This is a genomic window from Ensifer sp. R1-3, from assembly GCF_056739175.1.
The window spans coordinates 1,144,168-1,170,349 of the sequence record NZ_CP096517.1; the positions used below are offsets into that span (position 1 = coordinate 1,144,168).

At 57.1% G+C, this 26,182-nt stretch carries 26 protein-coding genes and 1 pseudogene; 17 read left to right on the plus strand and 10 right to left on the minus strand.

Annotated elements, in window-relative coordinates:
- Positions 1-7: 7 nt before the first annotated feature.
- The 6 genes from M1D43_RS30415 to M1D43_RS30440 all read left to right on the plus strand — a co-directional run bounded on the left by M1D43_RS30415 (position 8) and on the right by M1D43_RS30440 (position 7,534).
- On the plus strand, positions 8-1,018 hold the full coding sequence (locus tag M1D43_RS30415) for a DUF1353 domain-containing protein (protein WP_498814639.1): 1,011 nt from the start codon (positions 8-10) through the stop codon (positions 1,016-1,018).
- Positions 1,019-1,366: 348 nt separating this feature from the next.
- Positions 1,367-2,731, plus strand: coding sequence for a zinc metalloprotease (locus M1D43_RS30420; RefSeq protein ID WP_434118752.1), 1,365 nt, complete (start codon positions 1,367-1,369; stop codon positions 2,729-2,731).
- A gap of 73 nt (positions 2,732-2,804) precedes the next feature.
- Entirely contained in the window at positions 2,805-4,514 is a 1,710-nt protein-coding gene (locus tag M1D43_RS30425; protein ID WP_434118751.1) for a hypothetical protein, read from the plus strand.
- A gap of 699 nt (positions 4,515-5,213) precedes the next feature.
- On the plus strand, positions 5,214-5,771 hold the full coding sequence (locus M1D43_RS30430) for a hypothetical protein (RefSeq protein ID WP_434118750.1): 558 nt from the start codon (positions 5,214-5,216) through the stop codon (positions 5,769-5,771).
- A 469-nt stretch (positions 5,772-6,240) separates the two neighbouring features.
- Positions 6,241-6,528, plus strand: a complete 288-nt coding sequence (locus M1D43_RS30435) for a transposase (protein WP_498814641.1) — start codon at positions 6,241-6,243, stop codon at positions 6,526-6,528.
- Between the two features lie 643 nt (positions 6,529-7,171).
- Complete coding sequence (locus tag M1D43_RS30440) at positions 7,172-7,534, plus strand: transposase (RefSeq protein ID WP_498814643.1); 363 nt, start codon at positions 7,172-7,174, stop codon at positions 7,532-7,534.
- A 248-nt stretch (positions 7,535-7,782) separates the two neighbouring features.
- Here the strand turns inward: M1D43_RS30440 and M1D43_RS30445 are convergent, their stop codons facing one another.
- The gene (locus M1D43_RS30445) at positions 7,783-8,256 is read right to left on the minus strand and encodes a hypothetical protein (protein WP_434118749.1); all 474 of its coding nucleotides are present in this window, start codon (positions 8,254-8,256) and stop codon (positions 7,783-7,785) included.
- Between the two features lie 211 nt (positions 8,257-8,467).
- On the opposite strand from M1D43_RS30445, the gene M1D43_RS30450 reads away from it, so the two are divergent.
- The 4 genes from M1D43_RS30450 (at position 8,468) to thyX (ending at position 13,876) form a co-directional block, all read left to right on the plus strand.
- Entirely contained in the window at positions 8,468-9,742 is a 1,275-nt protein-coding gene (locus tag M1D43_RS30450) for a metallophosphoesterase family protein (RefSeq protein WP_434118748.1), read from the plus strand.
- Positions 9,743-11,842, plus strand: a complete 2,100-nt coding sequence (locus M1D43_RS30455) for an ORC-CDC6 family AAA ATPase (RefSeq protein ID WP_434118747.1) — start codon at positions 9,743-9,745, stop codon at positions 11,840-11,842. It begins immediately after the preceding gene.
- Positions 11,835-12,863: a hypothetical protein gene (locus M1D43_RS30460; protein WP_434118746.1), complete on the plus strand. Its 1,029-nt coding sequence runs from the start codon at positions 11,835-11,837 to the stop codon at positions 12,861-12,863. Before M1D43_RS30455 ends, M1D43_RS30460 begins: the two co-directional genes overlap by 8 nt.
- A gap of 74 nt (positions 12,864-12,937) precedes the next feature.
- Complete coding sequence (gene thyX / locus M1D43_RS30465; protein WP_434118745.1) at positions 12,938-13,876, plus strand: FAD-dependent thymidylate synthase; 939 nt, start codon at positions 12,938-12,940, stop codon at positions 13,874-13,876.
- A 137-nt stretch (positions 13,877-14,013) separates the two neighbouring features.
- Here thyX and M1D43_RS30470 read toward each other — a convergent pair whose 3' ends face one another.
- Both M1D43_RS30470 and M1D43_RS30475 read right to left on the minus strand, forming a co-directional pair.
- On the minus strand, positions 14,014-16,662 hold the full coding sequence (locus M1D43_RS30470; protein ID WP_434118744.1) for a hypothetical protein: 2,649 nt from the start codon (positions 16,660-16,662) through the stop codon (positions 14,014-14,016).
- Between the two features lie 3 nt (positions 16,663-16,665).
- Positions 16,666-17,847 (minus strand): SIR2 family protein, encoded by a 1,182-nt coding sequence (locus M1D43_RS30475; RefSeq protein WP_434118743.1) that lies wholly within the window; start codon positions 17,845-17,847, stop codon positions 16,666-16,668.
- A gap of 479 nt (positions 17,848-18,326) precedes the next feature.
- Here M1D43_RS30475 and M1D43_RS30480 point away from each other — a divergent pair, with 479 nt between their 5' ends.
- The 4 genes from M1D43_RS30480 to M1D43_RS30495 are packed head-to-tail and all read left to right on the plus strand — an operon-like array spanning position 18,327 to position 20,486.
- Positions 18,327-18,617: a type II toxin-antitoxin system Phd/YefM family antitoxin gene (locus M1D43_RS30480; RefSeq protein WP_014528082.1), complete on the plus strand. Its 291-nt coding sequence runs from the start codon at positions 18,327-18,329 to the stop codon at positions 18,615-18,617.
- Entirely contained in the window at positions 18,614-18,991 is a 378-nt protein-coding gene (locus M1D43_RS30485) for a type II toxin-antitoxin system VapC family toxin (RefSeq protein ID WP_017263206.1), read from the plus strand. The genes M1D43_RS30480 and M1D43_RS30485 overlap by 4 nt, the downstream gene beginning before the upstream one ends.
- A 2-nt stretch (positions 18,992-18,993) precedes the next feature.
- Positions 18,994-19,332: a hypothetical protein gene (locus tag M1D43_RS30490; protein ID WP_274856061.1), complete on the plus strand. Its 339-nt coding sequence runs from the start codon at positions 18,994-18,996 to the stop codon at positions 19,330-19,332.
- Positions 19,329-20,486: a site-specific integrase gene (locus tag M1D43_RS30495; RefSeq protein WP_498814645.1), complete on the plus strand. Its 1,158-nt coding sequence runs from the start codon at positions 19,329-19,331 to the stop codon at positions 20,484-20,486. The genes M1D43_RS30490 and M1D43_RS30495 overlap by 4 nt, the downstream gene beginning before the upstream one ends.
- Before the next feature lie 120 nt (positions 20,487-20,606).
- Here M1D43_RS30495 and M1D43_RS30500 read toward each other — a convergent pair whose 3' ends face one another.
- Positions 20,607-20,915 carry a hypothetical protein gene (locus M1D43_RS30500; RefSeq protein WP_274856064.1) on the minus strand — a complete coding sequence of 103 codons (309 nt, stop codon included), beginning with the start codon at positions 20,913-20,915 and terminating at the stop codon, positions 20,607-20,609.
- A 531-nt stretch (positions 20,916-21,446) separates the two neighbouring features.
- Between M1D43_RS30500 and M1D43_RS30505 the strand changes: the two genes are divergently transcribed.
- Complete coding sequence (locus M1D43_RS30505; RefSeq protein ID WP_164855303.1) at positions 21,447-21,716, plus strand: hypothetical protein; 270 nt, start codon at positions 21,447-21,449, stop codon at positions 21,714-21,716.
- A 485-nt stretch (positions 21,717-22,201) separates the two neighbouring features.
- On the opposite strand, the gene M1D43_RS30510 is transcribed toward M1D43_RS30505, so the two are convergent.
- Both M1D43_RS30510 and M1D43_RS30515 read right to left on the minus strand, forming a co-directional pair.
- Positions 22,202-22,324 (minus strand): hypothetical protein, encoded by a 123-nt coding sequence (locus M1D43_RS30510; protein WP_015241809.1) that lies wholly within the window; start codon positions 22,322-22,324, stop codon positions 22,202-22,204.
- Positions 22,325-22,492: 168 nt separating this feature from the next.
- Complete coding sequence (locus tag M1D43_RS30515) at positions 22,493-22,930, minus strand: VOC family protein (protein ID WP_014528088.1); 438 nt, start codon at positions 22,928-22,930, stop codon at positions 22,493-22,495.
- A 186-nt stretch (positions 22,931-23,116) separates the two neighbouring features.
- Between M1D43_RS30515 and M1D43_RS30520 the strand changes: the two genes are divergently transcribed.
- Positions 23,117-23,482, plus strand: a complete 366-nt coding sequence (locus M1D43_RS30520) for a P-loop NTPase family protein (protein ID WP_153444422.1) — start codon at positions 23,117-23,119, stop codon at positions 23,480-23,482.
- Between the two features lie 308 nt (positions 23,483-23,790).
- On the opposite strand, the gene M1D43_RS30525 is transcribed toward M1D43_RS30520, so the two are convergent.
- Together M1D43_RS30525 and M1D43_RS30530 are read right to left on the minus strand one after the other, a co-directional pair.
- Positions 23,791-24,141: a type II toxin-antitoxin system RelE/ParE family toxin gene (locus tag M1D43_RS30525; protein WP_017265387.1), complete on the minus strand. Its 351-nt coding sequence runs from the start codon at positions 24,139-24,141 to the stop codon at positions 23,791-23,793.
- Complete coding sequence (locus M1D43_RS30530) at positions 24,122-24,397, minus strand: ribbon-helix-helix domain-containing protein (RefSeq protein WP_010968170.1); 276 nt, start codon at positions 24,395-24,397, stop codon at positions 24,122-24,124. Before M1D43_RS30530 ends, M1D43_RS30525 begins: the two co-directional genes overlap by 20 nt.
- 64 nt (positions 24,398-24,461) lie before the next feature.
- Here M1D43_RS30530 and M1D43_RS30535 point away from each other — a divergent pair.
- Positions 24,462-24,690: pseudogene (locus tag M1D43_RS30535) on the plus strand (site-specific integrase); the annotation flags it as partial.
- A 538-nt stretch (positions 24,691-25,228) separates the two neighbouring features.
- On the opposite strand, the gene M1D43_RS30540 reads toward M1D43_RS30535, so the two are convergent.
- On the minus strand, positions 25,229-25,711 hold the full coding sequence (locus M1D43_RS30540) for an RES family NAD+ phosphorylase (protein WP_337738361.1): 483 nt from the start codon (positions 25,709-25,711) through the stop codon (positions 25,229-25,231).
- The gene (locus M1D43_RS30545; protein ID WP_014528091.1) at positions 25,708-26,139 is read right to left on the minus strand and encodes an Xre family toxin-antitoxin system antitoxin; all 432 of its coding nucleotides are present in this window, start codon (positions 26,137-26,139) and stop codon (positions 25,708-25,710) included. The genes M1D43_RS30540 and M1D43_RS30545 overlap by 4 nt, the downstream gene beginning before the upstream one ends.
- Positions 26,140-26,182: the final 43 nt, after the last annotated feature.

Sequence of the window (26,182 nt, forward strand, 5' to 3'; positions counted from 1 at the left end):
CATTATCATGGGACATGTGTCGCCAGCGCAGCTCCAAAGGCTACAGAGTATTTCCAAGCAGTTGTCCGTTGCCGCTGTTTTACTCGCTTTCGGAGTCGCTAAAGGTCAAGCGGCCGAGTTCTTTGGGACCTTCTCTAGCGGCCCGGTGGGACAGTTCATTGATGCAGCCGAGCGTCCCCTGTTTGAACTCTCAAATGAGTTCAGCTTCGATGATCCTAACGGGCTGAAGTGGAGCGTTCCCAAGGGAGCAAAAGTGGATGGAGCTTCAATCCCGCAGTCACTTTGGTCAATCATTGGAGGCCCGTTCGAGGGCGCTTATCTCAAGGCGTCTGTCATTCATGATTACTTTTGCGAGACCAAGAGCCGCACAGCTCACGATACGCATCGGAACTTCTATTATGGCATGCGTGCTAATGGAGTGCCTGGATGGAAGGCAAAAGCCCTGTACTGGGCCGTCGTTGCTTATGGTCCTGGCTGGACGCTGGAGGCAAAAGTCGTCAACGAATACCAATGTCAGTCTTCACCCAGCGGCGGTAGTACTTGCTTGTCAACGCCGAGGGTCGTCACAGCTACTGTAGAGAAGCCAGCCCTTGATCTCGAAGACCCTCAAACATTGGCTGTCGCCATGGGAAAATTCAATGCGATCGCCCGAAACCTGAAGACCTCAGATGGCGCAACGCTGGATGTTTTGCCCACCGGAGCTGTCGACGGCTCGCTCGAGAGTATTGATGCCAACGCTGCGAACGCCCGCGAAATATTTGCGACGTCAGCCTACCGGCTCGATCCAAACTCACTCGGCGTCATCCTCGAACCGAAACGGATTAAACTCGATTTGATTGAGGTTTGGCCCAACAATAGAGTTCCGAGCTTTACAGATGTCCAAGCGCGCGAACTTCCGCGAGGTAGGGACCTTGATGCGGGAATTGGGGTCGTACTGCGCCCTGCCGACGTCGAACGCTTCGTACAAAGGCTGGACCTAAGTCCAACAGAATTCAGCCTTCCGCCCAAACTGGACTGAACTGCCCTATAGCTTGCCAGACGGAAGGCAAGCTTATGGGGTCGTGACAGCGAAAGCCGTTGATCTCGCGCGGCAGGTTCTTCTGCCAGAGAGCGAAGAGGTCGGCGACAGCCACCGCAGAGATCTGCTGACGCGCCGCGACACGGGCGTCAGGGCTTCTGTTGCGAATGGTCTCCTCAGCCTGCCGCGACCCCGCGTCTCACTTCAGATTTGTTGGCGACGCTCCTGCTTCCGCGCGGCGGTAACCATCCTCGCGCCTGCATAGAAGTTTGCTGGTCTAACAACCGCCTTGACCTTGAATATTCATCAGGCATAATCAAGCAAATTCTTGTTAACAGGAGCCTTGCCATGACTGGTGGGGGCCGGCTCGTTTTCCTTTCTGCAACTCCGGCAGTGCTCATGTTGAGCACGAGCCTCTGCCTCGCGCAAGCAGAAGCACCAGCCATCACTGCTTACATCCACAACATTTGTGTAAAGCACTTCCATAGCATTCCTATCACAGACTCTGAGGTGGACGATATTCTGGCCCGGGCAACGGCAATACTGGCCCAAGCAGGGCAGAATAATGCAGCCTGCGGCGACCTTTCCTTGAAGAGAAGGGACTCCGTAACGAGCTTCACTTCGGAGTTTCCAGAGCGAATCCGCGATGAGCTGGACTTTACACAGATTAAGCAAGACCCGTGTCTTAAAGTTGTAAAGCGCATCCTGTGGTGTGGCACTCTGTTGCAATCAGGCGGCGCTTTAGGGTGCGCGCCCGTGAGCGGCACCGGCTTTGCGGTGGTGAGGCGGTACCCCGGCATGCCCGACGCTTGGAATACAAGCATGGAGCCGATAACCTGGCTACATGAACTCGGCCATACTCTTGGCTTGAGTCATAACGACGTCGACTCTCTAGCTCTTATGGCGGCGGGAATCGACGTGGGAAACAGAGTACTGAATGGGCCTGAATGCCGAGTCTTTGCAGGTACGAGTGTGCCGGCGGCGGCGCCCTTAGCGGCGCAGGCTGCGATATTACCTGCTGAGGCTGGCATCGATCTTACCCAAGTTGAGAAGCGTGACAGGGATAAGGCTACCCGACCTTCTCTCCAGGAATTTATACGACGTCCACATTCCCGGTTTCCTCAGGAGGAAGCTGCCCGTTATGCGGGGGAGAAGCTTTTAGCAGAACAACTTTTGATGGATCCGAAGTACCGCAATTTTGCAAACAACATAGCGGCGACCCTTGGCGTTATCGGTACACGTGACACAATTCCTGTTCTCGAACAGTTCCTGAAATCAGAGGTACACCGTCCCACTGAGGCCGACATAACGGCACGCTCGGCTGCAACATTAGCCATCGGTGTAATTGCAAATAGATTAGGGCTGCCGGTGGACGATTTTAGAGTATTGAGGGAAGCTCAGAATACAGACTTCTGGCTGGATCGACTGGAACCAACGCCCCCATCAACAAACCAGCCACCGGATCTGTCGGAACCCGTTTTAGATGCCGCAGACGTTGAGTCGGCAAGTGAAGACCTCGCTGTGCAGGCGTATCGAGGGTACGCCATTTCGGGCGCGCCTGAAGTTCTCGAGGAAATCAAGAAGGATGAACTCGAAAACGACAGTGCCGCGATCCCTGAGCCAACAAAAAAGAGGAATGCCCTTGCAATCGAAGAAGCGATAGAGCTTCACCGGATGAGCAAGACGTTGGGGGCATCTTCGGTGTTTAAGTAAAGTACTGTACCTCAGGTTTCGTGTCTCCAGTTCCAATTGGCATCAACGAGCAGCAAAAAGAGAGGAGGAGCAAATGCAGCTACTGAAGCCCATTCTGCTTGGATTTGCGATCTGCCTAGCTGGAGCAGGTGTAGCCTTCTCCCAGAATATACAGGCGCGGCCGGCAGCCGCACCAATTCCACCACGGACATTGCCTCCGTCGCTTGTGGCCGCAGCTATGCCTCCGAACCCAGGTTTTCTGGTGAATAGGCGGCAGGCAGACTTGCGTGACCATCACCTGATCAGAGCCCCCATTGCGGTGGCGCCCAGGGCTCCGTTCGCTGTTCTACCCGCAGTCCCGAAAGGCATGCCTACAAGAGTAGCCGCAATAGATGCTGGCGCGGATAGCCCCATTGTCATCACTTACAGTGCCCCGCTGAGGGATGCGGTCACAGGTGGCTTAACAAGTACTGTAACGGAGCCGAGTGTCGCAGACACTAAAGACGGCATCGTGTTGGCCGCAGGAAACTGGTTTGCAAGTATCTCTAAAGACGACGGGCAAAATTATTCTTTTCGCAATCCGTCAACGGCCTTTCCCAGTGACGATTTTGAGTGGTGCTGTGACCAGGTCGTAATTTACGATCCGACCCGCGATCTGCTCATCTGGTATCTGCAATATGTCCAAAACGGGCATCAGAACATTGGTCGCGTCGCAGTGGCCTCCGGAGACGCAATCGCCGCGGAAAAGTGGGTTTTTTACGACCTTTCACCCTTGAATGTAGGCGGGTGGGACGATGAATGGTTCGACTATGCAGACTTAGCCATCACGGGGAAGCACCTCTATGTATCAACGAACTCATTCGCAACACACGGAACAGCCTTTTCCGAGGATGATAGCTTTGCCCGAGCAGCTGTAGTCCGGATCGAATTAGATGACCTTGCACAAGGTCGCCCCATTTCTCCTATGATCTTCGATGCGGAGGACGGGTTTAGCTTAAAACCAACACACGGAGCTAATAGCGGGATGTACTTCGGTTCGCACGACTTTGCTGCTTTCGAAAAGGGTATCGTTGTGTTCGAGTGGGCCGAGAACAGCGACACAATAGTGCGGCACAAATTTGCAGTGCACGAGTGGAGCAATGCTGCACGTGAGTCGATTGCCCTCGACGGAACTGAATGGTTGAGGCGAACCGATTTTCGCATGACAGCGGGGTGGGCAAAGGGGCGTTCGCTGGGCTTTGGCTGGACTGCCGCGCAGGACAGCAATTTCCGCCACCCTCACGTTAGAATCGCTATAATTGACCTGGATGCCGCAGACCCCGATGATCGGCTTCGACAGGCGCACATCTGGTCGGATGAGTACGCATTTGCCTACCCATATACGGCGGTGAGCGCCAATGGGTCGGTTGGGGTTTCTCTCCACTATGGCGGTGGCGGCATTGAAGGAATTAACCCCAGCCATGCAGTCGGCGTTTTAAAGGAGGCGCATGACGGTAGCTACACTTGGATGCTCCAGCAGAGTGCCGGCGGAACCAACGGACCAATTGACGGGAGGTGGGGAGATTACCTTGCGGTTCGTCCGTCTGCTGCAAATGCAGGGGGCTGGATCGCTACTGGATATACGTTGGTAGGAGGTGGGAGCCCGGAAGACATCATACCGCGTGTCATTAGGTTCGAAGAGGCTGAAATCGCTCCCACGGCGGTAGCTGCGCCACCAGCAGGTCATAAACTTCGGGAGAAGGTTAGGCAACTGCAAACTGACATAGACGACATGGCGAAAATTCTCGACATGGAGCGAAAGTGAACTGCCCAACTGCATTCCGAACGATTTCGGCGGCGATCCTCACGGCCATGGTGTGCTACCGCGTTGAGGCATCGGGCGTTGCGCCTTCGGGGAGTTCAAGCGTGGAATCGGCTGACACTGATCCGCAATCCTCGACTCGAGGACAGAGAATCCTAGCTTCACTTGCAAGGCTCGCGGAGTTAACGAGGCGGGACCCTATCTCCCCGGAGTCGCTTTCGCTCATTGAATCGATTCGGCAGCAGGTTTTAGCATTCCAGCGGTCGCCCGACGCGGCATCGAAGTCTGAGACGAAGATTAAGCCTAAAGAGGTCGTTCCAACGCCTGCTTCGCCACCGGAGCCAAATACGTTACCAGCAGACCCAGATAGTCTGAGAGCGCGCCAAGACCGACTGTCGGGAACCCACCTAGCCCCCAGCATTCCTGAAATGACTAGACGCGCTCAGAGGGATGCGACCACTACGGACCTGGAGGGGACTAGCATAACAGCCCAGGTCATAAGTGAGTTGGAGCGCTTGGCTGCACTGATTCGGTCAGTATCCCGAAGCAGACGCGAAATCGACGTGACTCTCCAGCGGTTAAATGACTTGGCGCGGAAGCTTTGAGGCTGATCACCATGGTGCTCGTTATCTTAGACCACGGCCCTGATGCCAGCTTCGAGGTACTTCGCAGGTTGAGACATTCGCTGACTAGTGGGTAGCTATGCCAACCTCAGATGAAGATATCAGAAGTGCTATAGAAGCACTAGCCAGTACCGAATACCCGAAAGCTGATTTGGCGGAAACGGCAATATTCGCCCAATTGTACGCGTATGAAGGCGATAAGCTTTTCGATACGGAGCGCACGATTCTAGACATAACTAAGGCAAACTTCGCTGTATTCGGAGCAGTGATGCTCGTTGGGAACACGCCCTTCTTCGCAGGCGCGGTCACAAAAGCGTGGGCCGTCATCACATCAACAGTGACGATATGCATCATATCTCTTGCGGCCTCTGCTCTGGCGACATTTTACCACAAGTACTTTAGCGTCCACCGACAGAAGGTAAGCATCCTCCAACGAGGCGTGTGGAGGAGGCGACCGCTGGACTGGATTCAAACGAAATATATTGCTGAAGACCTGAAGGCGCAATTTGAGAACTCGGCCTCGCTGGGTATCCGTGAATATGTTCTATACAACTATACACTTAAGTGGATCAACTTAATTCCCCTTTCGGTAGCTCTTATCGTAGCTATCGGTTACGGGCTCTTCGGCAGCAGATGACTAAGTGAATATCATCGGCAGGAACGGGATAGAGTTTCCGACGGCGCTCCGTCATCCTCGCCTTGGATGCCTCGTCTTCTTGCGTTCCCTTGATCGCTTCGCGCCGCGCCCGCCGTGCTTCCCGGCTCACCGCGCTCCGCCGCCGCGCCGCGAAGCTACAGGCCACCGGCGGCGTGTCATCCTGTGCGGTGAAGGCTGGTACCTTCCCTATTTGTTTCGGCGCAGATCCTCCAGATGAGGCGCCGATCCCATCGGTCCAGGGCAAGACCGTAAAGGTGAAGCTTCGGTTGAGCCGCTGGCGGTGCGCGCATGAAAAATGTGAACGACAAACATTCACAGATTCACAGACCGACTGCCGACGATTGCTTCCCCTTATGCGCGCCGGACAAGGAGGGTCTCCGAGATTGTCGGTCTGCTCGGCCATAGCGCCGGCGGCCGACCCGGCGAGCTCTTGATGCGACGGCACGGCATGCCGGTCAGCGACGACACGATCCTGCGGCAGCTGAAGCTGGATGCCGCGCGTGCTCATCGCGACGCCACGATCCGGGTCGTCGGCATCGATGATTGGAACTGGCGGCGATCGTGGCGCTACGGCACGACGATCGTCGACCTGGAGCGCCGTTCGGTTGTCGACATCCTTGAGGACCGGAGCGTGGCGAGTGTCGCGCGATGGCTGGAGCAGCACCCTTCTGTCGAGATTGTGAGCCGAGACCGATGCGGGCTGTATGCACAAGCTGCTCGCGAGGGTGCGCCGTAGGCGCGTCAAATCGCTGATCGTTCCATCTCATGCAGAATTTGTGGGTCGCAATCGAGGAGCAGATGAGCCTTTCCGGCCGCGCCACTGGACCAGAAAAAGTATCGGGAGCGCGCAATCGCTCTGATTCAGGATGATCCGCACGTAAACGCAACGCACCGGCGCCGGATGCGTCACGCTCATCGACAATCACGGCAGGCGGTGTTCGATACTGTGCACGCTTTGAACAAAGAAGGCTCGTCCTGTTGGGAGATCGCACGTCGCACCGGCTACGGCCGGCGCAGCATCGCGAAATGGCTGACTTTCGACACGCCACCCGACCGACAGAAGTCGGCGTTGAAGCCAACATCCCCTTTATACTTCGAGGCGTTTCTCGCCGCGTGCTGGAAAGATGGCAATCGCTGCGGTCGGCATCTGTTCCACGATATCAACAGCGCGGCTACACAGGCAGTTTCTTGAATCTCGAGCGGCTTCTCGCTAGAAGGCGCCGCGCCGAGCGGTCTGTCAAGAACAGTGCGTCGCCCGTTCCGATCATATCGCGTCAACCAGTCCACGATGCTGTCCCGATACGCGATCCGGACACCGGCCATGTGATCTCGCCGGTAGTCGCAGCATCGCAGCTGCCCTCTGCATGAAGGCGCGAAGCATGCTGACGATCAGCCAGGCGAGAAGGGTCGATGCTTCGAAACAGGGCTCGCCTGAGTTCGCTTCAATGCGCAGCCTAGCTATGCGCTTCCGCGGAATCAGCCGCGATCCGGGCAAGCTCGACAGCTGGATTGGCGATGCCTTTAACTCGGGCTTGGTCGCAATTGAGCGGTTCGCACGCGTCCTGCACCGCGATCTTGATGCAGTCTACAACGCCATCGAACTGCCGTGGAGCAACGGTCAGGCGGAAGGCCAAATCAACCGCCTGAAGACAATCAAGCGAGCGATGTATGGCCGAGCTGGCGCCGAGCTGCTCAGGGCATGCATGCTGCCGCTCAACAATAATCATCACCACTCAAAGTGAGGAAGACCCCGTTTAAGTGCCATATGACACCGATCTTTCAATTTGACCTGACTTTGCAACGTCGAGGGAGTCTTGCGACCGTTGCGATGGACCGGATTGGTGGGACGCGCCTTCGCTTGGGATGTCGGCTCCCCGCACCCTTTCGAGACAATCGATGACGTGACCGCCGCCAGTCGACTTTGCATCCTTCTAGTCGCGGGATCACCGTATATCTTATTTACATTGATATCGCGGAGATTTTTATGCGCTCAGATCGCCATCTCTATCTCTTCGAGTTGATCTCGCCACCAGTAAATGGCCTCCCGTAAAAGCAGATGGCCATCCATGTCCAGTGTGTCGTGAAAAAGGCCATGTCCATCCACTTCGACACCGAATCGATACGCTTTGAGCAGATTGTTGCGCTCGTCCTCAATGAAGTCCCAAAACACCCAGTTGTGCGCTCTTTTCGCCTTCCACTCGGCCCATTTAGCATCGATGGTCAGTTTATGAGCGGTCGAGGTGTCGACGTCTACTTTCGCCAATACGTGGCCAATAACGCGAAGCAACGTCACTTGGCTCAACCACATCATTCGCCATTCCGGATGTTCGTCGTCAATCTCCTGGTGGTTGAATGAGAAGTAAATTCCCAGCACTTCCCAAAATGGCTCCCATGCTGCAAGCGTAGACTTGCCTACTTTCTTAACAAACAGATCGTCGCGCCCGTTCGCGATATCTCTCTTCATTCCGCCCCCGCGATCACTTGCGTTCTGAATTATACGCGGCGAGGTCGATCAAAGTTTCTTTTATCGGCGCCGCGTCTCAATGCTAACCCGGAGCTTTTCGAAGCCGGTATAGTTGGGGCTCGTTTTTGCACTGAAAAAATTTCTCGCTTTTCGCCTTTACATTGAAACACGATCGCCAAGACGATATGCAATCTGCGGGCGAGGATAAAACGTGCTACCAAAAGTTCGGCTGTTGCAGATCGGCGACCTTCATCTTGTTTCCAACGCTGGAAACAAGGCCTTCGTGGACGACAAAGACACCACGTTTCCGTTGAATCTAAAGAACATCATCTCGCGTAGCCCAATTAAGACCGTCTTCCGGCGCATCTATGAAATCATCAAGGAACAAGGTGTCGACGCTGTTCTTTTTATGGGGGATCTGACTGACTACGGCAAGCTCGACGGCTACGAAGCATGCTCAAACTACATCGCTAGCGCATTGCAGATCGGCTCAAAAGGTCTACATCGCGATGTTCCGGTCGGCATTGTTCCCGGCAATCATGACATCAACCGCACGCTGGCCCTTAAACCCGGCATCACCACGAAGTTTACGCCTTTGGTGGAAGCCCTAACCCGCGCCGGCCTTCCCCCCTTGCCCGTCAATAAGGCGACGCATCGATCGGTTGAAAAAGGCAACGCCCGAATCGCGCTCTTTCTTCTAAACAGTTGCTGGGGCTGCGGTGAAGAAAGCTACATTCCGCCCGAGTTTCGCAGCCAGATTGCCACAGCAATCAAGACGGTGATGAGCGGGCCGGATTCCGACGCCGCGATCCGGGCCTATTACGATCGCCAGTTGGATACGCCGGCGATTTCGGAGGAAACGATCGAGAGCGTTGTGACGAAAATGGAAACCCTTTCGGGCGCCGTTATCCCAGTGCTCGTCGCCCACCATAACCTGCTCCCGCAACGACGGCCGCGGCTTGCTCCTTACACTGAGCTCGTTAATGGCGGGGCGCTGCGTGGCGCCCTCGGAGAGCTCGGGCGGCCGGTGATATATTTGCATGGTCACATCCACGAGGATCCCATCGAGGTGCTGCAGCTTCCGGGAGGCTTTCCCGTGGTCTCAATCAGTGCCCCCGATATTCCCAAAGGCTTCAATTTGGTCGACATTCTGTTCGGAGAGAACGCAGTACCGCTTGCCTGCCATATTACCCCCTACCGGGTCGACAAATCCGGAATCCTGAAGCGCGAAACCACAATATCGATCGCCCTGAACAATGGGCGTAAGCGTAGCTCCGATCGCAACACCAGTATTATCTACGGGAAGGTTCTGGAGGTCGGGCAAATATACTGGCCCGAACTGACTAAGAATTTCCTCAATGAGGCGCACGGACTGGACGAAGAGCGCCTGACGATCATTGTCGAGCAATTGCAGGCTGAAGGCAGCATTACGATCGACAACTACGATCTTTCGCCGACGCATTGGATTTTGAGAGCGGAGAAGTAGGTGGTAGCCGTGGTGAACCCTTTCCGGCCAACGCGATGGGAGCATGAAAGTTCCGGCTCCCCCCTGATATGGTTTACCCCAACGGCGACGCTTTTGGCGGCCGACAAGTCGGTGTTCGTGTATGGAAGCAGAGGCAGTGGCAAGACCACGCTTCTTAGGAGCATTTGTTGGGAGGATCTGCTGTCCAATCCCTCTCTGCGAATCCAGAAAACCATCTCCGACTTCAACCACATCGGCGTCTACATACGTTTGCCGGACCACGTCTCGGGCTCAATGGGCTATATGCGCTGGTCCGAAATTTTTCCGGATTCGCCGCGTCCTGACTACGAGTTCTTCCGCTTCTATTCTCTTGCCCTCGAATTGATCGCCGTCGAGAAAGCACTTTCAGCCGCTCACACGTTGCGCGTTGAGGGCGTTTTGACCCTGTCGGCGAGCAGTGAGCTGTCGATCGTCGCAAGCACGACGGCGGAGTTCCCGGAAGTATTGTCTTTCACGGAGCAGCCGCCGAAAACCTTCGTCGATCTGTCTCGGGCGCTTCGCAGTATGGTCAGGAGAATGAACGAGGCCTGCGGCCGCGGTTACGTTAAGAGCTTGGTCGACAAGCTCCCCGCCTGCGAGCCGAATGAATTTCTGTCCTTCGTGATCGAGCGCCTTTCGCAAACCGTTGTCCATACCGAACTCGTCGGCGGCCAAAGGCTCGGCTTCAAATTCTGTCTCGACGATTGTGAAGTGATGAGCCCGCTTCAGAGAAAATCGGTCAATACGCTGGTGCGCAAAAGCAAGTTTCCAATTTCGTGGGTCATCTGCTCGGTTGGAGAGGCGGTTGAGGCCGGAGAGACCTTTATAGATGAACAGCCTTTGACCGACGCCGATCGGCGGGTCGTGTCGCTCGACGACAGAGACCGGCCAGAATTTCAGGCCCTCTGCGAAGCAGTCGCCAGCCTGAGGGTCTATTTTTCTCTGGGGCAAGATCGCCGTCCAGCGGTTACAGGTCCCGAGGTCGAGCGCTATTTCTCGCTTAAAGCGCGCCTCGGGACGGTAGTAGTAAACGACATCATCGGAACGATGACCTCGCGCTCCACGAGCCCGCTCGCACGGGAGCTGCGCGAAGCCGCCGAGTTCCTTCACGGGCTCAATCTCAGCCAATACGGATTTGAGCTCACGCCTTCGGGAGCTCTCCCTTACTATCAGGCCTATGTGCTTTGGCACTGGACCGGGCAAAAGGAGAACTTCTCAGCGGTTTCGCGTCCGGAGGACTTCAACAGGATTGCAAAGAACGCAAAGGCGATGAAGGCCAGAAGCCAGCAGGCCTGGATGCGACGCAAGAGTGTTGGCGCGATGCTCCACATTGCAAACCGGCTCGGCTTCCGCCGGCTGCCGATGTCTGGGGTGAGCGTGATCACGTCCCTAGCCGACGGCTCGATCCGCGATTTCCTTGAGATCATGGCGGAAATTTTCGACCGGTTCGCAAAGGACCGTGGTACGCTTTCAGCGGACGAAATCCTTCAGAAGTTCGCTCGCTCGGGATCGAAGATCTCCGCCAAGACACAGACTGACGGCATCTACGCCTCAAGCGATGCTTTTTATGACGGCATCGGTATCCTGACCGACTCCAATGCCGAAGCCGTTATGCGCTTCATCACGGTCCTCGGGCGTCTAACCCACCATCTTCAGGCGAATTTCGAGGACCCCTCGTCTCTGGCGACTGCCGAGCGGGGGCTGTTCTTCATTGATCCGGCCCGCAGTTATCCAGCAAACGCCATCCAGATCGAGCTCATCAACCAGATCATCCACCGCGCCGAATTGTCAGGATATCTGCGCGCCACTACATCAAAGCGGGGCGCCAATAACGGAGAGGTCGACGACGCCCCCAAGATCTCCGGCTTTCGGCTGCATCGACGTTTCGCGCCCCGCTTCATGTTCTCGTACAGAGGGGCATACGAGCCCGTGAAGCTGACTGAAGACACCCTCTATCAGGTTTGCATCGGTTCACCTGAAATCGATGCAGACGATTGGGCGAAGCAGTTCGCACGCCGATCTACGTCGAGTTCGCAACTGACGCTCCCTTTTGCTCACGAGGTTCCGACTTTCGATGATTGACGAGACGCCTATCGGGACGCTCAGCATATCACAGACGATCCTCAGCGATCAAAGTATCCTCCGTGAACAATATGATCTCGTGATTGGGGCTGTTAGCTGGGAGAGCCGCTGTCACGCCTGTAGCCCGCTGCTTGTGGGGCGCAGCGACGAAGTTTTGATCATTCATTTCGCGTCGTCTGATACCGAAATGGACGGTCGAAAAAGCATACATCGCGCCACGATTGAAGGAGCAATTGCCAATTGCAGATTTCTGGATATGGAGCGGTCTGCACAATTTACGGCCAATGCCGGGACGCTTGAGCAGGAAATCTTCAGGGTCGCGCGCACGAAGGGCCGCGTTTTGCGCGTACTGATGGACATGACGTGTATTCCCAAGCGCTACTTACTATTTCTGCTTGGACTGGGGTTCCGCCGCGAACTGTTTACCTCGATCGACCTCGTCTATGCGGAGGCGGAGAAATACGAGATGAGCGCTGCGCCCGTCGATCCTGCTGGTCGGACACTCGGTTTGATCTCGGAAGGCGAGTGGACGACGTCTCAAATCCCCTATCTTGAATCGGAAGACTACGTCCCCGATAGGAGGAATCTTTATATTTCTGTTGGCGCCGAACTCACGCAGGCAAGCCCTATCGTCGACCGTTTCGAGCCGAACGGCCTGGTCCTTTATCACATTACCGAAGGGTACCGTCGACTGCCATCATCGGTAATCGATAGGGAGCGGCCGGCGCTTCAGCAACTGACGGCGTTCCCGGGCGTCAGGCAGGAACAATTCGAGCTGCACGAAATCGCTGCCGTCGCACTCAGCGTTCTTCAAAACCGTTCGGCTGGCACCACGTGTTTTGCGATCGGACCTAAGACCCATGCCGTCGCGTTTGCGATCGCGGCTCTCGCCGACGACCAAATACAGGTCGTTTGCCGGGCCCCGACCACATATGTGGTCAACGAGGTGAAGGCTTCGGGCACGATCTATTTCTATCGCATCAACGACCGCTTCGATCCCGCCTCGTTCTGGAGCCAATAAGAGATGGCATTTCGACTTTCCTTGGGCTTGAAGCGGCTAAGGTATGCCAACGCTTGCCGGAGACCGGAGATACAATGACCATTCTTACAGACGAACAATCGCTCGAGATCAAGGAGGCGCGCGATGCTACGAAACTGACACGCCGCACGGTATCCGAGGGACTTGAGGACATTCTTTATCAAGCCATTCCGGTTCTCGACCATGGGTTCGTACGTGTCATCGATTATATGGGCGATGACACCGCCGTCGTGCAGGCCGCGCGCGTCTCCTATGGAAGAGGCACCAAGAAAGTTTCTGAAGATCGTGGCCTGATCCACTATCTGCTCCGCCACTGGCACACGACACCGTTCGAAATGGCGGAAATCAAGTTCCACGTAAAGTTGCCGATCTTCGTCGCCCGCCAGTGGATCCGCCATCGGATGGCAAACGTGAACGAATACTCGGCACGCTATTCTATCCTCGATCGAGAGTTTTACATTCCCGCCCCGGAGCATTTGGCAGCACAATCGGCACAAAATCGTCAGGGGCGCGGCGAGGTCGTGGGGGCCGAGGAGGCGGAGCAGGTGCTGCGCATTCTTACAGACGATGCGCAACGCAACTATGATCACTATCTCGATCTGCTAAACCATAATGAAAGCGGTCAGCCTATTCGAGATGACCACCAAGGGCTTGCGCGCGAGCTTGCGCGGATGAACTTGTCGCTCAATTTCTATACCCAGTGGTACTGGAAAACTGACCTGCATAATCTGTTGCACTTTCTGCGCCTGCGCGCCGATCCACACGCGCAATACGAGATCAGAGTGTACGCAGAAATAATGTTGGACATTCTGAAAAATTGGGTTCCGCTGACCTATGAAGCGTTTCGCGAGCATCGATTGGAAGCCGCGACATTTTCCGCGGAGGCGGTTAAGGCGCTGCGGCGCATGCTCGCCGGCGAACGCATCGACCGGGTCGACACCGCTATGACCAAGCGAGAGTGGGACGAGTTCCTGGCAAAACTCGAACTGCGTTGAATGGAACGTCGATGGGGCTACTGGGGGCTCGAGTGATGAGCCTTTGCCACAAGGAACTCTTTCCACTTAGCATCCGACGGATATCGGACAGGTGCGACGTCCACGCCCCGCCGTCCCTTGAGAGGTCGTCGTCCCCGTCAGCGACGGGCTAATGCAAGTAGTCGCTGGAAGGCCACGTCCCTCTCAAGGCTCGGGGCAATCTGTTTGAGGTGATCCAGCCCCTTATCGAGGCCATACGGCACGACCGCACCTTCGGCACCACTTACGGAGGCATCGAGAAGCACAAGAAAAGCGGTGGCGTCTTCCTTTGTCTTTACCGCGGTGATGTCACGCTCGTCCGTGGAACGATCATAGATCCGAAATTCCGAGAGCGACCAGCAGTCGAAAGGTGCCATATAGGGCAGCACCATATGCACCGCCTTGGCAAATCGCCTTCCTGCAGCAACCGGAAGCGATGCGAACGCATCGGACGTTCCCTTCGTGGCAAGCGTCTTCTCCTTGGGCCAAACTTCCTCAAACAGTGGCTGGACGACCTTGTCGAATCTGACCTCCGGAGCAGTTTGGACTTTGGCCTCATTGGACTGAAGAAAGTCCTCCATCGTCCGGATCGCGTGAATACGTGCGACTTCTCCGCCCATCCGCAAGAGCTGCTGGATCGAAGCGCCGGCGAACACCGGTTCTTTCCCATTGGAGCGGTCGCTCATCGCGGACCAAAGAACGACCGATGCGAGTTCTCCACGGCTATCGTCAGAGAGCGTGGGGTTGATCGCCGCCCTGATAATCGGCTGTGCCAAAGCCTCAACCACGTCTCGGTAGGGCATGCCGCCGTGGATGAAGGCCGTCCAGAGTTCCAATTCGGCGCCCTCCGCCTCCGCCAGGGGCTTTATCAGGTTTCGGGTTGTCCAATCAGGCGCCCCGAGCAGAAAATAGGAGACTGCTGGGATCATGACATACCTGGCCTGCAGACGAGCGTCGCCTGTACTGTCTTCGATCTCTTTGAGAACCTTTGCGTACGGCTCGGCATTTAAAGCGCCCCGCCGCCCTATGCTCGGGGGGCAAACGCTCTTGAAAGCTTCGGCCATCCGTCCGGCCGGAGATGTCAGCGCCCTGTCCGACAACGACTGTTCTCTGGCGTCTGCTTGGTTGGCATTCTCCACCGCGGCCGGCCATAAAGAGTGCCAAGCCTCGAAAAATGCCGGATTGTTCCTGAGAGATGCGGCCCAATTTGACAGCCATTCGCTAAGCCCCTCGATGCTGACCCGCAGCGTTGGAGCTGCGATCCTAGACAACATCGTGCACAAGCGCTCGGCCGTGAGCATTTCCGTGTCACCCGTATCGTTTTCCTTGCCACGCCTGCGGAAATAGTAACCCAGCGCGTTCCAGACATTGCTATAGTCTCCTTCGGCCAGGCCTTGTGTTTCGAGGAGCTCGACCACCAGGTCAGGTCTTTCTTGAATGAAATCGGATGCCGCTTGCCGGCTATCGCTCCAGTTGTCACCTGCAAGATCCTTGTCGAGCTCGCGCAAGAGTTTGGATCGCTCGATCTTGTGGTAGCCTCGTTGAGTCGGACGCTCCGAGGCCAAAATCCTAACACCGGGGTTGAAGCCAGCTGCAACTTGATCGATCTGCGGAAGAGGGATGCCGGAATTTTCAATCCCAGTTAGGGTTTCCATCGCCTCGCCGGAGAGAAGGCCATTACCGGCCACGATCCGACTCAACTCTGTATACAAGTTGCGCTTGATGGCACCCGACGCCTCGTCCTCGGTCAGCCGCGCGGGGAGCATCGCCAAGGGCTGACCTCGCAACAGACGCTTTTCCAGCAACCTCGTGGCGGCATCGTCTAGCTCGTTCCAACGCGTGGCGCGCAATTCGGCAATCTCCGGGAAAGAACCCGCCTGCCAAAACTCCTGGTCGGTCAGGGAGGTCAGGAACTCGCCCACCTCGGTCGCGTCCACAAGTCTCCGGTCCCTGGCGCTCGCGGCCCATAGGCGTTTATGCAGTTTCCAGCGCCCAAGATCCCAACCGGCGATGATCCGCTTGGCCGCACCGAGATCAAGCTCGGCTAGCCGTTCGATCAGGGAATAAAGCAGCTTGGAAATCGGCGCGAAGCCGCGCGCATGGCGATCCGGCTCGCCCCCTCCTGCCGGATATTGCGCTGCCGGCACCAAATAGACGCGCCGTACCTGCCAATTGGTGCTGTCTGCCCGATCAGTAATAAATCCGATCCGCTTCGCCAGAAAGAGGCCGGAAAGCAGCGCGGTGTCGAGTTGATTTGCAAGCTCGATGAGAAAGCTGTCATCATCGATTTCGCTGAATCCGATCTCTTCGAGCTGCGGGATTTCGCCGCTAGTCACCGACAGCGACAACAGATGGTTCACGGTTCTCGGCGTCTTCGAAGCGCTCTCCCCATAGATCGCGGAGCGCTTGGATCGATCTTCGACATTTATCCATGGCTTCACCTGGGAAACGATAATGCGGATCAATTCCGGGTGTGCCGATTTTGCCTTGAGCGCTCTGCGGACATAGAAGCGATCTTCGAGATCATCATAATTGGGCCGCTGCCAGTATTCGAAAATCCACCGCCAAGCCTCCTTGTAGACCGCGCTCAGGTTCTCCTGCCTTAACTCGAAGAGGTCGCGCAAAGCGGCCTGCTCGGTGGTTTGCTCGTGAGTCAAGTCGATTGCCCATTGAAGCGTCTCACGTTCAGCAAGGCGATCGGCGAAGAAGGCGCGAGTGCTCTGGTACACATAGGCGCCGGCATCCTTCAGTCTCGGACGACGTGGCATGAGCTACACTCCTCTGCCCTCAAGGATTAACTGGTTGACGAAGGTCACCCACCTCGGTGACGCGCCGGTGTTCGAAAGCGTTACCAAAACATCGTTCCTTTCGATCGATGTCGACCGGCGCACCACATATCGCAGCATGGATTGCGCCGCCTTGCCCACGTCTGTTTCGAAATCCGTAGCCGCGATCTGCGCGAGCTTCTTCCTCAAGAGCGCGGCGTTCTTCTTTTCTGGGAGGATGTTTGCCCACTCCTCCAGGACCTGACCGAGCGCCAGGTGACCGTGGGCCGGATCGTAGGGAATTGGCGTTATGCCCCTGGAAGACCACTCAACAGGGGTGCGCTGATCCGAAGTGTCGCAACCAACAAAAGCATATCGGGGCTTGAGATCGACGAAATGTCGCTCGTCAGCAGCGATCGCATTCAGCAGATAGCGGACAGGCGAGTCGTTGGCACTGTACCCAACGAGGACGAGATGAAAGATGCGGGCCGCATCGTAGAGGAATGACGTCACAATATGACGCCTGAGGTAGAAATCACCGAAATCCTGATCGGTAAGGATCAGTCCGGACGCAGGGTCTTTCCCGAGCGACAGCTTGCCATGAATATGTAGGATGCCGGTGAAGTCGGTTCGCCGACTGGGATTCGGGATTTCACCGAGCGCGAAGGACCTATCAGAATACTTGGCGCGCTTCGCCGCTACGCCCAGGAGGCGGTCGAAATTGGTCGTAACCAGCAGGGTTTTACCGAAGCGCTGACCGAGCCGGACTAAAGACGTGTGAAGGCCGTTCGGCGTCGTTGTTCGCTTGAGGACCTTGTCGGTTGCCGTGCGCAAGGTGCTTGCTTGGCCAGGGTCTCCATCGATACGTCGCTCAAGCATGCCAAGGACGACGTCGTACTCACCTCTGTCAAAAAATTTGAGTTCGGTTCGCTGCCTGTCATCCAGGGGATCTGTTACCGCGTCCCAAGCCGTTCCGGCACGAACTGCGGCGATGGCCGATGACATGGACGGGTCGATCTCGGTATATATCTCAGCAACGAGGCCCTTGAAGTCGGGCAAGTGCGACGGGGCTGCGTAGGATGCACCTGCCCCAACGATAAAGAGAACGTCGCCTTTGTCTCGCGCCAGCATCAGATCTTCTGGCAAGGGCGGCACGCCCTGTTTCAAGACTACCCAGTCCTTGATCATTCAGAGTTCCTAGCAGCGTTTGGAGGCAACGGAATCACAGCGCAGCGTATGAATTTACATGCCTGTTTCTCAAGCTAAAATTGGCGTCGTCTTCGGAAGTTGAGAATAAGTTGCAGACCTACAGAAAAGACGGATGAAAATTTTGGTTAGCCAACTGCGGCTCGGCTTGTCAAACGATCCCCGAACCTCCCGTTGAGCGGTTTAGCGCTCACGTTAGTTGGGACTCGCGGTCAGTTCTTCTCTCACCCCCACGTACGGAAAAATGGGTAAGTCAGAGATCTTTAACCATATGAACTAACGTCCTAAATCTCATAAACAGAAGCTAACGTCGATCTTCCTTCCGTCACTCAAACGCTGATTTTCTTACGCCCTCTCACTATCGATAGGGCCCCAGTATCGATAGTGAGATGTACATCGTGGTTGTACGCTTCTCAAACTAATGATATGGTGGCCATACGCGTCGAATGACGGAGGCCCTGATGCCCCAGACCACGTACAAGATCAGTGAAGCCCGCAAGCATTTCGCCGAGGTGCTCGAACGCGCCAACCAGGGCGAGGAAATCACGATTATGCGCGGCAACGAAGTCTATGCACGCATCGGGCCGGCCGATGGCGGAAAACGCCCCTTCGGCCTCCTTCGGCAGCGCGGTCTGCCTGATGACCTGTTCGACGAGGTCGACGCTGAGCAGGCTGCAATCGACGCCGGCGACTGGAATGACGATGTCGGCATCTGGCGGGGCGGACCCGACGGCCGCGAGACCTCCAAATGAAGGTGCTGCTCGACAGCCACGCGGTCTACTGGTGGACAATCGGCAGTGACCGCCTTTCCTTAACGGCACGATCGCTGATTGAGGACAAGGCAAACACCATCCTTGTCAGCGCTGTCTCCTTCTACGAGCTGGACAACAAGATGCGCCTGAAAAAGCTTGATCTCAAACCACAGGAGTTGCGTGCCGCAGTCTCGGCTAGCGGTTTGCAGACCCTCGCCATCACCGATTTGCATGCCGAACTGGCGGCCGCTTTCGAATGGGATCACCGCGATCCGTGGGACCGCATACTCGCCGCACAGGCGCGGCTCGAACATTGCGCCCTTGTTTCAGTCGACGGCGCCTTCGATGCGGTGCTGCATGAACGGGTTTGGTAGCGATGCCGATGAAGATATTCATAGACATCGAGGAGGCGGCAGAACGGCTGGAAGAGCTGATCGATTTGGCGTGCCGGCAGGACGAAGTCTATGTGTGCCGGGCCGGATGGCCTATAGCTCAGCTCAGCTCCTTTTCGGGAGGGGATGATTCCCCCTCAGACGAAATCGCAGAGACTCTTCCTGACACGGCCCACCGCCCGGGCAGCAAACTGGTTGAGGATGGAAAAGTCTCTTCGGTCGACGCGGTTTGGATGCTCGCTGCGGAAGGAAATCCGAGGCGGGAACATGATATGACGTCGGCGCACGATGATCTCTATGACGAAGACAGGCTGCCGCGATGACGATCGTGCCATCGACACCCATTGCCAGCCGCGCCGAAGAACTCGACGCGCTCGACGCCATCCTGCCCTTCGACCGCCGCGACCAGCTCGCCGCGTTGCTGACTGACGACGACGTCGCCACACTCAAACACCTGGCGCAGGAGGGCATGGGCGAGAATACGCTACGCGCGCTGGCCTCCGACCTCGGTTACCTCGAGGCCTGGTGCCGCCTCGCCACCGGCGACCCCCTCCCCTGGCCGGCGCCGGAAGCACTGCTCCTGAAGTTCGTCGCCCATCACCTCTGGGATCCGGTCAAGCGCGCCGAGGACGCGGCCCACGGCATGCCGGCCGATGTCGAGGTCGGATTGCGCGCCGAGCGCCTGCTCAGGGCCGACGGGCCACACGCGCCGGGCACGGTGCGGCGGCGGCTGACCTCCTGGTCGATCCTCACCCGTTGGCGCGGTTTCACCGGCGCCTTCGGTGCACCGTCGCTGAAGAGCGCAGTGAGGCTGGCGGTCAAGGCGAGCAACCGCCCGCGCCAGCGCAAGAGCAAGAAGGCGGTAACCCTCGATATCCTGACGAAACTGCTTGAGGCCTGCGCCGGTGATAGACTTGTGGATGCACGCGACCGGGCACTGCTTTTAGCCGCCTTCGCTTCCGGCGGCCGGCGCCGTTCGGAAGTGGCGGCGCTGCGCGTCGAGGATCTCGCCGACGAGGAGCCGGTGCGCGCCAATCCCGCCGACGAAAACTCCCCTCCCCTGCCCTGCCTGTCGATCCGCCTCGGCCGCACCAAGACGACGACCGCCGATGAGAACGAACATGTGCTGTTGATCGGCCGGCCGGTGACCGTGTTGAAGCGATGGCTGTCCGACGCGCAAATCAAGGACGGCCCGGTGTTCCGGCGCATCGATCAGTGGGGCAACCTCGACCGACGGGCGCTGACGCCGCAGTCTGTCAATCTGGTCCTGAAAGCACGCTGTGAACAGGCCGGCCTTGATCCGGCGCTGTTTTCGGCCCATGGGCTGAGGTCCGGCTATCTGACCGAGGCTGCAAACCGCGGCATCCCTCTTCCAGAGGCGATGCAGCAGTCGCTGCACAAATCGGTGACCCAGGCGGCCAGCTATTACAACAATGCGGAACGAAAGAATGGACGAGCGGCCCGGCTGATCGTCTAAGCGTAACTACGCCCGAAGAGAGCATCGGCTCGGTTCTCAAACGACCCCTATTCTTCCGGCTCCGCTTCCGCCGCCGATCTTTCGTGCTCGTCAGCACCCGATGCTGCCCTGCCCCAGGCCTCAGCACGCTGCATCAGCGACGTCATCTTCCCTCAAGCTATGCGAGCGTTGCAGGCCGGCGGCGTGCTCGGCGTTCTGGCGGGGATCGTAGAACACGCCGATCGCCTCGCCGGCCGCCTGTCGTGCCGCCTCCAATTGTGCTTTCAAGCTCTCCAGCTCGGCCTGAGCCGCAAAATACCGTCTCATCACCGCGATCAGGTCGCGGTCACTGGCGCTGATTTCCACGATCCCTCCTACTTGGAATTCCTCTTTGAGGAATTGACCGATGAGGATGGCAAAATCGCGATAGAGTTCCTGCGAAAAAGACAAAAGCCTGGCCCGGGAAAAGATCCACCGGGCTGCATAGTGACTGACAGGCCTGCGAGGAGGAGAGCTGTCGGCCGGACCGAGCGGGTCGGAGCGGGCGCACCGCTTACCAGTCCAAGGGATGCTGCGTGGCGAGGCATCCGAGCCACGTCAGCGTGCTTTGAAGCCGTCGGCAGGCGGAAATTTGCGCCCACCGGCATTGCTGACGACGCGACATGTCGATAAATTGTGATCCCATCGACACGTTCTCATGACATGTCGTCGCCATCGACATTTCCGGCGATCTTTTTCGGCCGGGAAGGAAGCTTCAGAGCCGTTGCGGCCGGACTGACCTAACGATCCGCCAGCCTTCCTCCGCCAGCCTTCCTCCTAAACAGAACGCCGAAACAAAAACCATCCGGAAAGCCTGCGGCCGTCGCGTGCGGCCCCGGCAGAACTCAAGTTCGCCGGAGTCTACCTCTTCGCCTGCGATCCTTGTTTCGCAGACATCGCCGCAGTATGTGTAGAATTCCAGGTGTTCTATGTTTCAGGAAGATGTCGATCGTTGCAGTAAAGGTTCTGTCCACTGTCAACGCCGCTTATGGGACAACCCTTTCGGCTGAGCAGCTGGCGTCGAAGATTTCCGATCCTGCCAGCGCAGTCTCTTTCGATCGTTCAGCATTTTCCTTCTTTTCCGAGGTCGACGAAAGTCTTCAGATCTCGTTCCTGGACGAAATGCACGTTGATCCCATGGCCGCCTCCGATCTAGCGCGGAAGTTCTCGGCACTTGCTGGCTATCCCCTCCCTTTGGCGCGGGCGGCGTAGTTGGTCGAACACCCGGTCAGCAGATGGAGCGACCTGTTTGAACAGGCTTGCCGCATCATCGAACAAGCAAACTCCGAACTTACTATGATCGACGGTTGGACTTTTTGGGGGCGGTACGGCCCTGATGCTCCAGATCCATCACCATGAGAGTTTCGACGTCGACATTTTCCTAGATGATCCGCAACTTCTGCCATATCTGAATCCGAAGACACAGGGATACGCTCTCGACATCAACCCTGACGGCTATGAGTCCGATGGATCGCGGACATTGAAGATTGTTTTCGAGAATGTTGGCGAGATCGACTTGTGCCCGCAGCCTGCCGGCAACGCGGCCGTGAGAGCGGAGGTGCGCGGCCGACAGGTTCTGCTCGAGACCCCCGGCGAGATCATCGCAAAGAAGGTTTACACCGCGGCGCCGCGATGCAGCCCCGCGACATGTTCGACATCGCTTGCGTCATGAAAACTCACGGCATGGAATACCTCGATTAGGTCTTAAAGCCTTCCAGGATAAATGCGAAGCCGCGCTGAAAGTTGCTCGCCAGATGAACCCGCAGTTCGCCGAAACCATCATGACGAGACTTCTGTACCGAGAGACGCTCGTCCTTCATGATCCTGCTCCTGTCCAGCTGCCACTACGAACCTTTATCCCGTGCAGCCACGTCGGCCACTCAGAGCGATCATCGCGGACCAAAGTTGAGTAAACTACTATATCACGTCGGTCCCGGACGCGCTCGCTGACATTGGGTCACCCTTCGCTACTTGTCTTAACATCGCGCTCAGCCGAGTTCCTGGGCGAGTCCGATGAGAAGTCCTCCGGGGCCACGGATGTAGCAAAGCCGATATACGTCTTCATAGTCGACGACTTCGCCTACGAGCTGCGCGCCGCGGGTGCGGAGCCTCTCCAGCGTCTCGCTGATGTCGTCTACGGTGAACATGACGCGCAGGTAGCCCAGGGAATTGACCGGGACGTTCCGGTGATCTGCGACGATAGGTGGCGTGAGGAAGCGGGAGAGCTCAAGCCGGCTGTGTCCATCAGGCGTGCGCATCATCGCAATCTCGACATGCTGATCGCCCAGCCCAGTGACACGTCCGGCCCATTCTCCTCCGATCGTGGCCTTTCCTTCGAGCTCGAGGCCGAGTTCGCGAAAGAACTCAATCGTTCCTTCGAGGTCTTCGACGACGATTCCGACGTTGTCCATCCGCTTGAGCGCCATGTTCCAATCTCCAGGGTGTCGTTCCAACCTACAAGGTATCGCCTGGTCTAACAACGGACGCTTGAGGTGCCCCGACACCGGGCGGGCATCCGGGTGTCGTTTGGCATTTGATTGGGGCCTTCCTTAATTTGTGTGGTTCACTCGCCGTTAGACTCGATGCCGCTATAGGCGGGTATGCGAACGAAAATGGAATGGTCGCCCGGGCCAGGCATCAAAGTTGGTGAGAAATCTCGTAGTGCTGCGCGGCGGCATGTCCGCAAAAGACCGCAAGCAAGCCAGTGCGGCTTGAATGTCCCTCACGACGCTGAGCGCCTGATCCTTGCGACGGGCTGCTATATCGGCGAAGGCTTCGATGATGCCCGGCTCGACACGTTGTTCTTGACGATGCCGATCGCCTGGAAGCGGACCCTGGCACAGTATATCGGCCGTCTGCATCGCCAGCACGATGACAAGAAAGACGTCGTGGTCGTTGATTATGTCGCAACACCGTTCCGGTTCTGGCCCGCATGGCTGCGAAGCGACGCGCAGGTGATCGGGCGCTGGGCTATATGATCGAGTAGCCGCCCTCTGCGGGAAGCGGAGTGCACTTGGCCGGTTCGCCGCAACCAGATGAGCTTGGGCTAGCCCTGGTCGTCACCATCCGAACCTGCCTCCGCGAACTCCTCTTCTACGAGCGCCTGCCGGCCGAGCTGAGCAGTACCGCTTCCTCCAACCATTCGAGGTCGGGCAAGTCGCGCAGCGTCTCCATGCCAAAGGCGGAGAGAAATGTGCAAAAGCAGCTCGGCCATGACCCGCAAATCGCAGCGCCGACGCGACCGATTTAGGGTCAATCTGACGACGGCCTCGGGGCTGTAGGGACCTTATCCCGCAAGCATACGTGCGAGCATATTTCTGATGTGGTCCTGCGCGCCGTAGAAAATTGCCGCGACAATGATTGTGCGGCTATGTTCTGCCCGTAGAACCCAAATAGCCGCCTTGTCCCGCCGAAGAAACCGGATTCCGGAATGAATATCAGGCCGCAGAGTCCCGATATAGGGCGTATCGACTAGACGATCGGTTTCGACACGCAATTTGCGGATCCGTTCAGCTGTGCGCTCCACAGCCTCGTCAGGCGAGTCCCCGAGTTCGACATAGGCGTCAAACAGATGATCGAAGATCAACTCGAAATCCCGTTCGGCATCCTCAGAATATTCAAGAGTCCACACGAACAACCCGTCGCTTCCGCTCAATCATTGCCGCGACGCGGCTTTCCATTTCGGTCGCAGAAATCATTGGTCCGTTCAATCGCCGCTGGACCAATTCGCCAAGCGCTGCCGTTTCGACGGTCTCAGTTTCCGTCTTTTGGCGAAGCAGTTCTAGGCCCTGCTGAAGAACGGAACTCATGCTGGAATACCGCCCGCTCTCCACCAGCGAACGGGCAAACGCATCCTGCTGGTCGGTCAGCGAAATCGACGATTTGACACTCATCGGTTTAACTCCTTTGAGCCTAATTTGCTACTCAGTAGCACATTTGTCAATCTGACGAGATGATCCGGGAGGGCGCAACCTGGCCCTGAAAGCCCGCTGCAAACAGCCGGCCTCGATCCGGCGCTGTTTTCGGGACAAGGCCTGAGATCCGGTTATCTGACGGAGGCGGCAAACCGCGGTGTTTCCCTGCCGGAAGCGAGGCAGCAGTCACTGCACAAATCGGTGACCCAAGTGGCGAGCTACTACAACAACGCGGAGCGAAGAATGGACGAGCGGCCCGGCTGATCGTCTAAGCGTGACTAAGTACGGAAGAGAGCATCGGTCCGCTTCTCAAACGACCGCAATTCTTCCAACTCCGCTTCCGCGTCCCATCTATCGTGCTCGTCAGCACCCGATGCTGCCCTGCCCCAGACTTCAGCACGCTGCATCAGCGACGCCCTCTCTCTCTTGAGGCGATGCGAGCGCTGCAGGTCGGCGGCGTGCTCAGCGTTCTAACGAGAAGCGTGGAGTACGCGATCGCCTCGCCGGCTCTGTCGTGCCGCCTCCAGTTGTGCTTTCAAGCTCTCCAGCTCGGCTTTGGCGACAAATACTGTCTCATCACCGCGACGAGCTCACTGTCACTGGCGCTGACTTCCACGATCCCTCCTCCTTGGAATTCCTGATTGGGAAATTGATCAATGAGAGTGGCAAAATCGCGATAGACCTCCTTCGGAAACGATAAAAGCAAAGCCCGCCACGCAGGTGGCGAACAAAGACGATGACGCCGACCGTAAACAGGGCAGAGCGGCCAGTATGATCATCTGAGCCGAGCAGGCGCGGTGCCCCGCACAGTTACGATCCGAAGAGGCGTCGATCCCAGTAAACCGGCTGATGCAGGCTGACCTGTATTTCAGGGAACTCCGGATGAGCTGGATTTATCAAAATATTGCGGTCGAGCCGGGCGACAACACTGGGGACCAGCAAGATTGCGCTCCTCCTTTCGAGACACCATTGCTCGCCAAATCCCCTGCTCACTGTTGGCGGCATCGTATCCCAGCCTGGGAGGTCCGACGGCGAAAAGACCTCATAGGTCAAGCGGCGCGGTATTGTGATTTCAACGTAGTGCTGGTTTGGCGGCAATCGGCCGCTGCCATGCACCAGCTTTTCGAGCACCGCCGTTGAATAGTGCCCGCTGCTGTAGATGATCGGACTTGCCGGCGTGTTCCAGCGCCCCGGGGCTATGGTTGAGCCGGTTGCGTCGAATATGGGATAGGTCCCTTTCGGGTCGCCTATTCGAAACGCCGACAGCGTCCGATCAAGAATCTGGGCGCTCACGCAGCACTGCCGTACTTCAGGCTTGCGAGGGTTTCCAGGACGAGTTCGCCGCCGATCTCACTCTGAATGACCACATCAATCGGACGTTTGTCCTCAAGCATGGGGTGAGGCCGAAACAGGAAATCACGGGCCTCCTCCTCGCTTTGCCAAACATCCAGCGCCAGATTCCAGACACGGGCGACACGCGCGACGCGCATCCCCTCGTCCGGTGAGAGCCGAAGCGTCGCCTTTCGGCGTTCATAGGTCGCCTTCGGCACCAAGCGATACTTGAACTGGCTGTCATTGGGAGCCAGAAGGTGGACCACGCGCTCCAATGCCGCGACGGGCAACCCTCCCTCTATGCGCGTAATCAGTCCGAGCGGAGAGCGGGCTGCCGCTTCCTTCGCCGGCAAACCCAAGACATCGGCAACATTCTCAAAAGCTAACATTTGTTGATCTCCGCTCACTTGAGGCAAAATATAGTCGCACGTG

What these genes read in the sequence shown, in the direction of transcription:
- M1D43_RS30415 (WP_498814639.1), top strand. Translation starts at nt 8, where the DNA reads ATGGGACATGTGTCGCCAGCGCAGCTCCAAAGGCTACAGAGTATTTCC.
- M1D43_RS30420 (WP_434118752.1), top strand. Translation starts at nt 1,367, where the DNA reads ATGACTGGTGGGGGCCGGCTCGTTTTCCTTTCTGCAACTCCGGCAGTG.
- M1D43_RS30425 (WP_434118751.1), top strand. Translation starts at nt 2,805, where the DNA reads ATGCAGCTACTGAAGCCCATTCTGCTTGGATTTGCGATCTGCCTAGCT.
- M1D43_RS30430 (WP_434118750.1), top strand. Translation starts at nt 5,214, where the DNA reads ATGCCAACCTCAGATGAAGATATCAGAAGTGCTATAGAAGCACTAGCC.
- M1D43_RS30435 (WP_498814641.1), top strand. Translation starts at nt 6,241, where the DNA reads ATGCCGGTCAGCGACGACACGATCCTGCGGCAGCTGAAGCTGGATGCC.
- M1D43_RS30440 (WP_498814643.1), top strand. Translation starts at nt 7,172, where the DNA reads ATGCTGACGATCAGCCAGGCGAGAAGGGTCGATGCTTCGAAACAGGGC.
- M1D43_RS30445 (WP_434118749.1), bottom strand. Translation starts at nt 8,256, where the DNA reads ATGAAGAGAGATATCGCGAACGGGCGCGACGATCTGTTTGTTAAGAAA.
- M1D43_RS30460 (WP_434118746.1), top strand. Translation starts at nt 11,835, where the DNA reads ATGATTGACGAGACGCCTATCGGGACGCTCAGCATATCACAGACGATC.
- thyX (WP_434118745.1), top strand. Translation starts at nt 12,938, where the DNA reads ATGACCATTCTTACAGACGAACAATCGCTCGAGATCAAGGAGGCGCGC.
- M1D43_RS30470 (WP_434118744.1), bottom strand. Translation starts at nt 16,662, where the DNA reads ATGCCACGTCGTCCGAGACTGAAGGATGCCGGCGCCTATGTGTACCAG.
- M1D43_RS30475 (WP_434118743.1), bottom strand. Translation starts at nt 17,847, where the DNA reads ATGATCAAGGACTGGGTAGTCTTGAAACAGGGCGTGCCGCCCTTGCCA.
- M1D43_RS30480 (WP_014528082.1), top strand. Translation starts at nt 18,327, where the DNA reads ATGCCCCAGACCACGTACAAGATCAGTGAAGCCCGCAAGCATTTCGCC.
- M1D43_RS30485 (WP_017263206.1), top strand. Translation starts at nt 18,614, where the DNA reads ATGAAGGTGCTGCTCGACAGCCACGCGGTCTACTGGTGGACAATCGGC.
- M1D43_RS30490 (WP_274856061.1), top strand. Translation starts at nt 18,994, where the DNA reads ATGCCGATGAAGATATTCATAGACATCGAGGAGGCGGCAGAACGGCTG.
- M1D43_RS30495 (WP_498814645.1), top strand. Translation starts at nt 19,329, where the DNA reads ATGACGATCGTGCCATCGACACCCATTGCCAGCCGCGCCGAAGAACTC.
- M1D43_RS30505 (WP_164855303.1), top strand. Translation starts at nt 21,447, where the DNA reads ATGTCGATCGTTGCAGTAAAGGTTCTGTCCACTGTCAACGCCGCTTAT.
- M1D43_RS30510 (WP_015241809.1), bottom strand. Translation starts at nt 22,324, where the DNA reads ATGAAGGACGAGCGTCTCTCGGTACAGAAGTCTCGTCATGATGGTTTC.
- M1D43_RS30515 (WP_014528088.1), bottom strand. Translation starts at nt 22,930, where the DNA reads ATGGCGCTCAAGCGGATGGACAACGTCGGAATCGTCGTCGAAGACCTC.
- M1D43_RS30520 (WP_153444422.1), top strand. Translation starts at nt 23,117, where the DNA reads ATGGAATGGTCGCCCGGGCCAGGCATCAAAGTTGGTGAGAAATCTCGT.
- M1D43_RS30530 (WP_010968170.1), bottom strand. Translation starts at nt 24,397, where the DNA reads ATGAGTGTCAAATCGTCGATTTCGCTGACCGACCAGCAGGATGCGTTT.
- M1D43_RS30545 (WP_014528091.1), bottom strand. Translation starts at nt 26,139, where the DNA reads ATGTTAGCTTTTGAGAATGTTGCCGATGTCTTGGGTTTGCCGGCGAAG.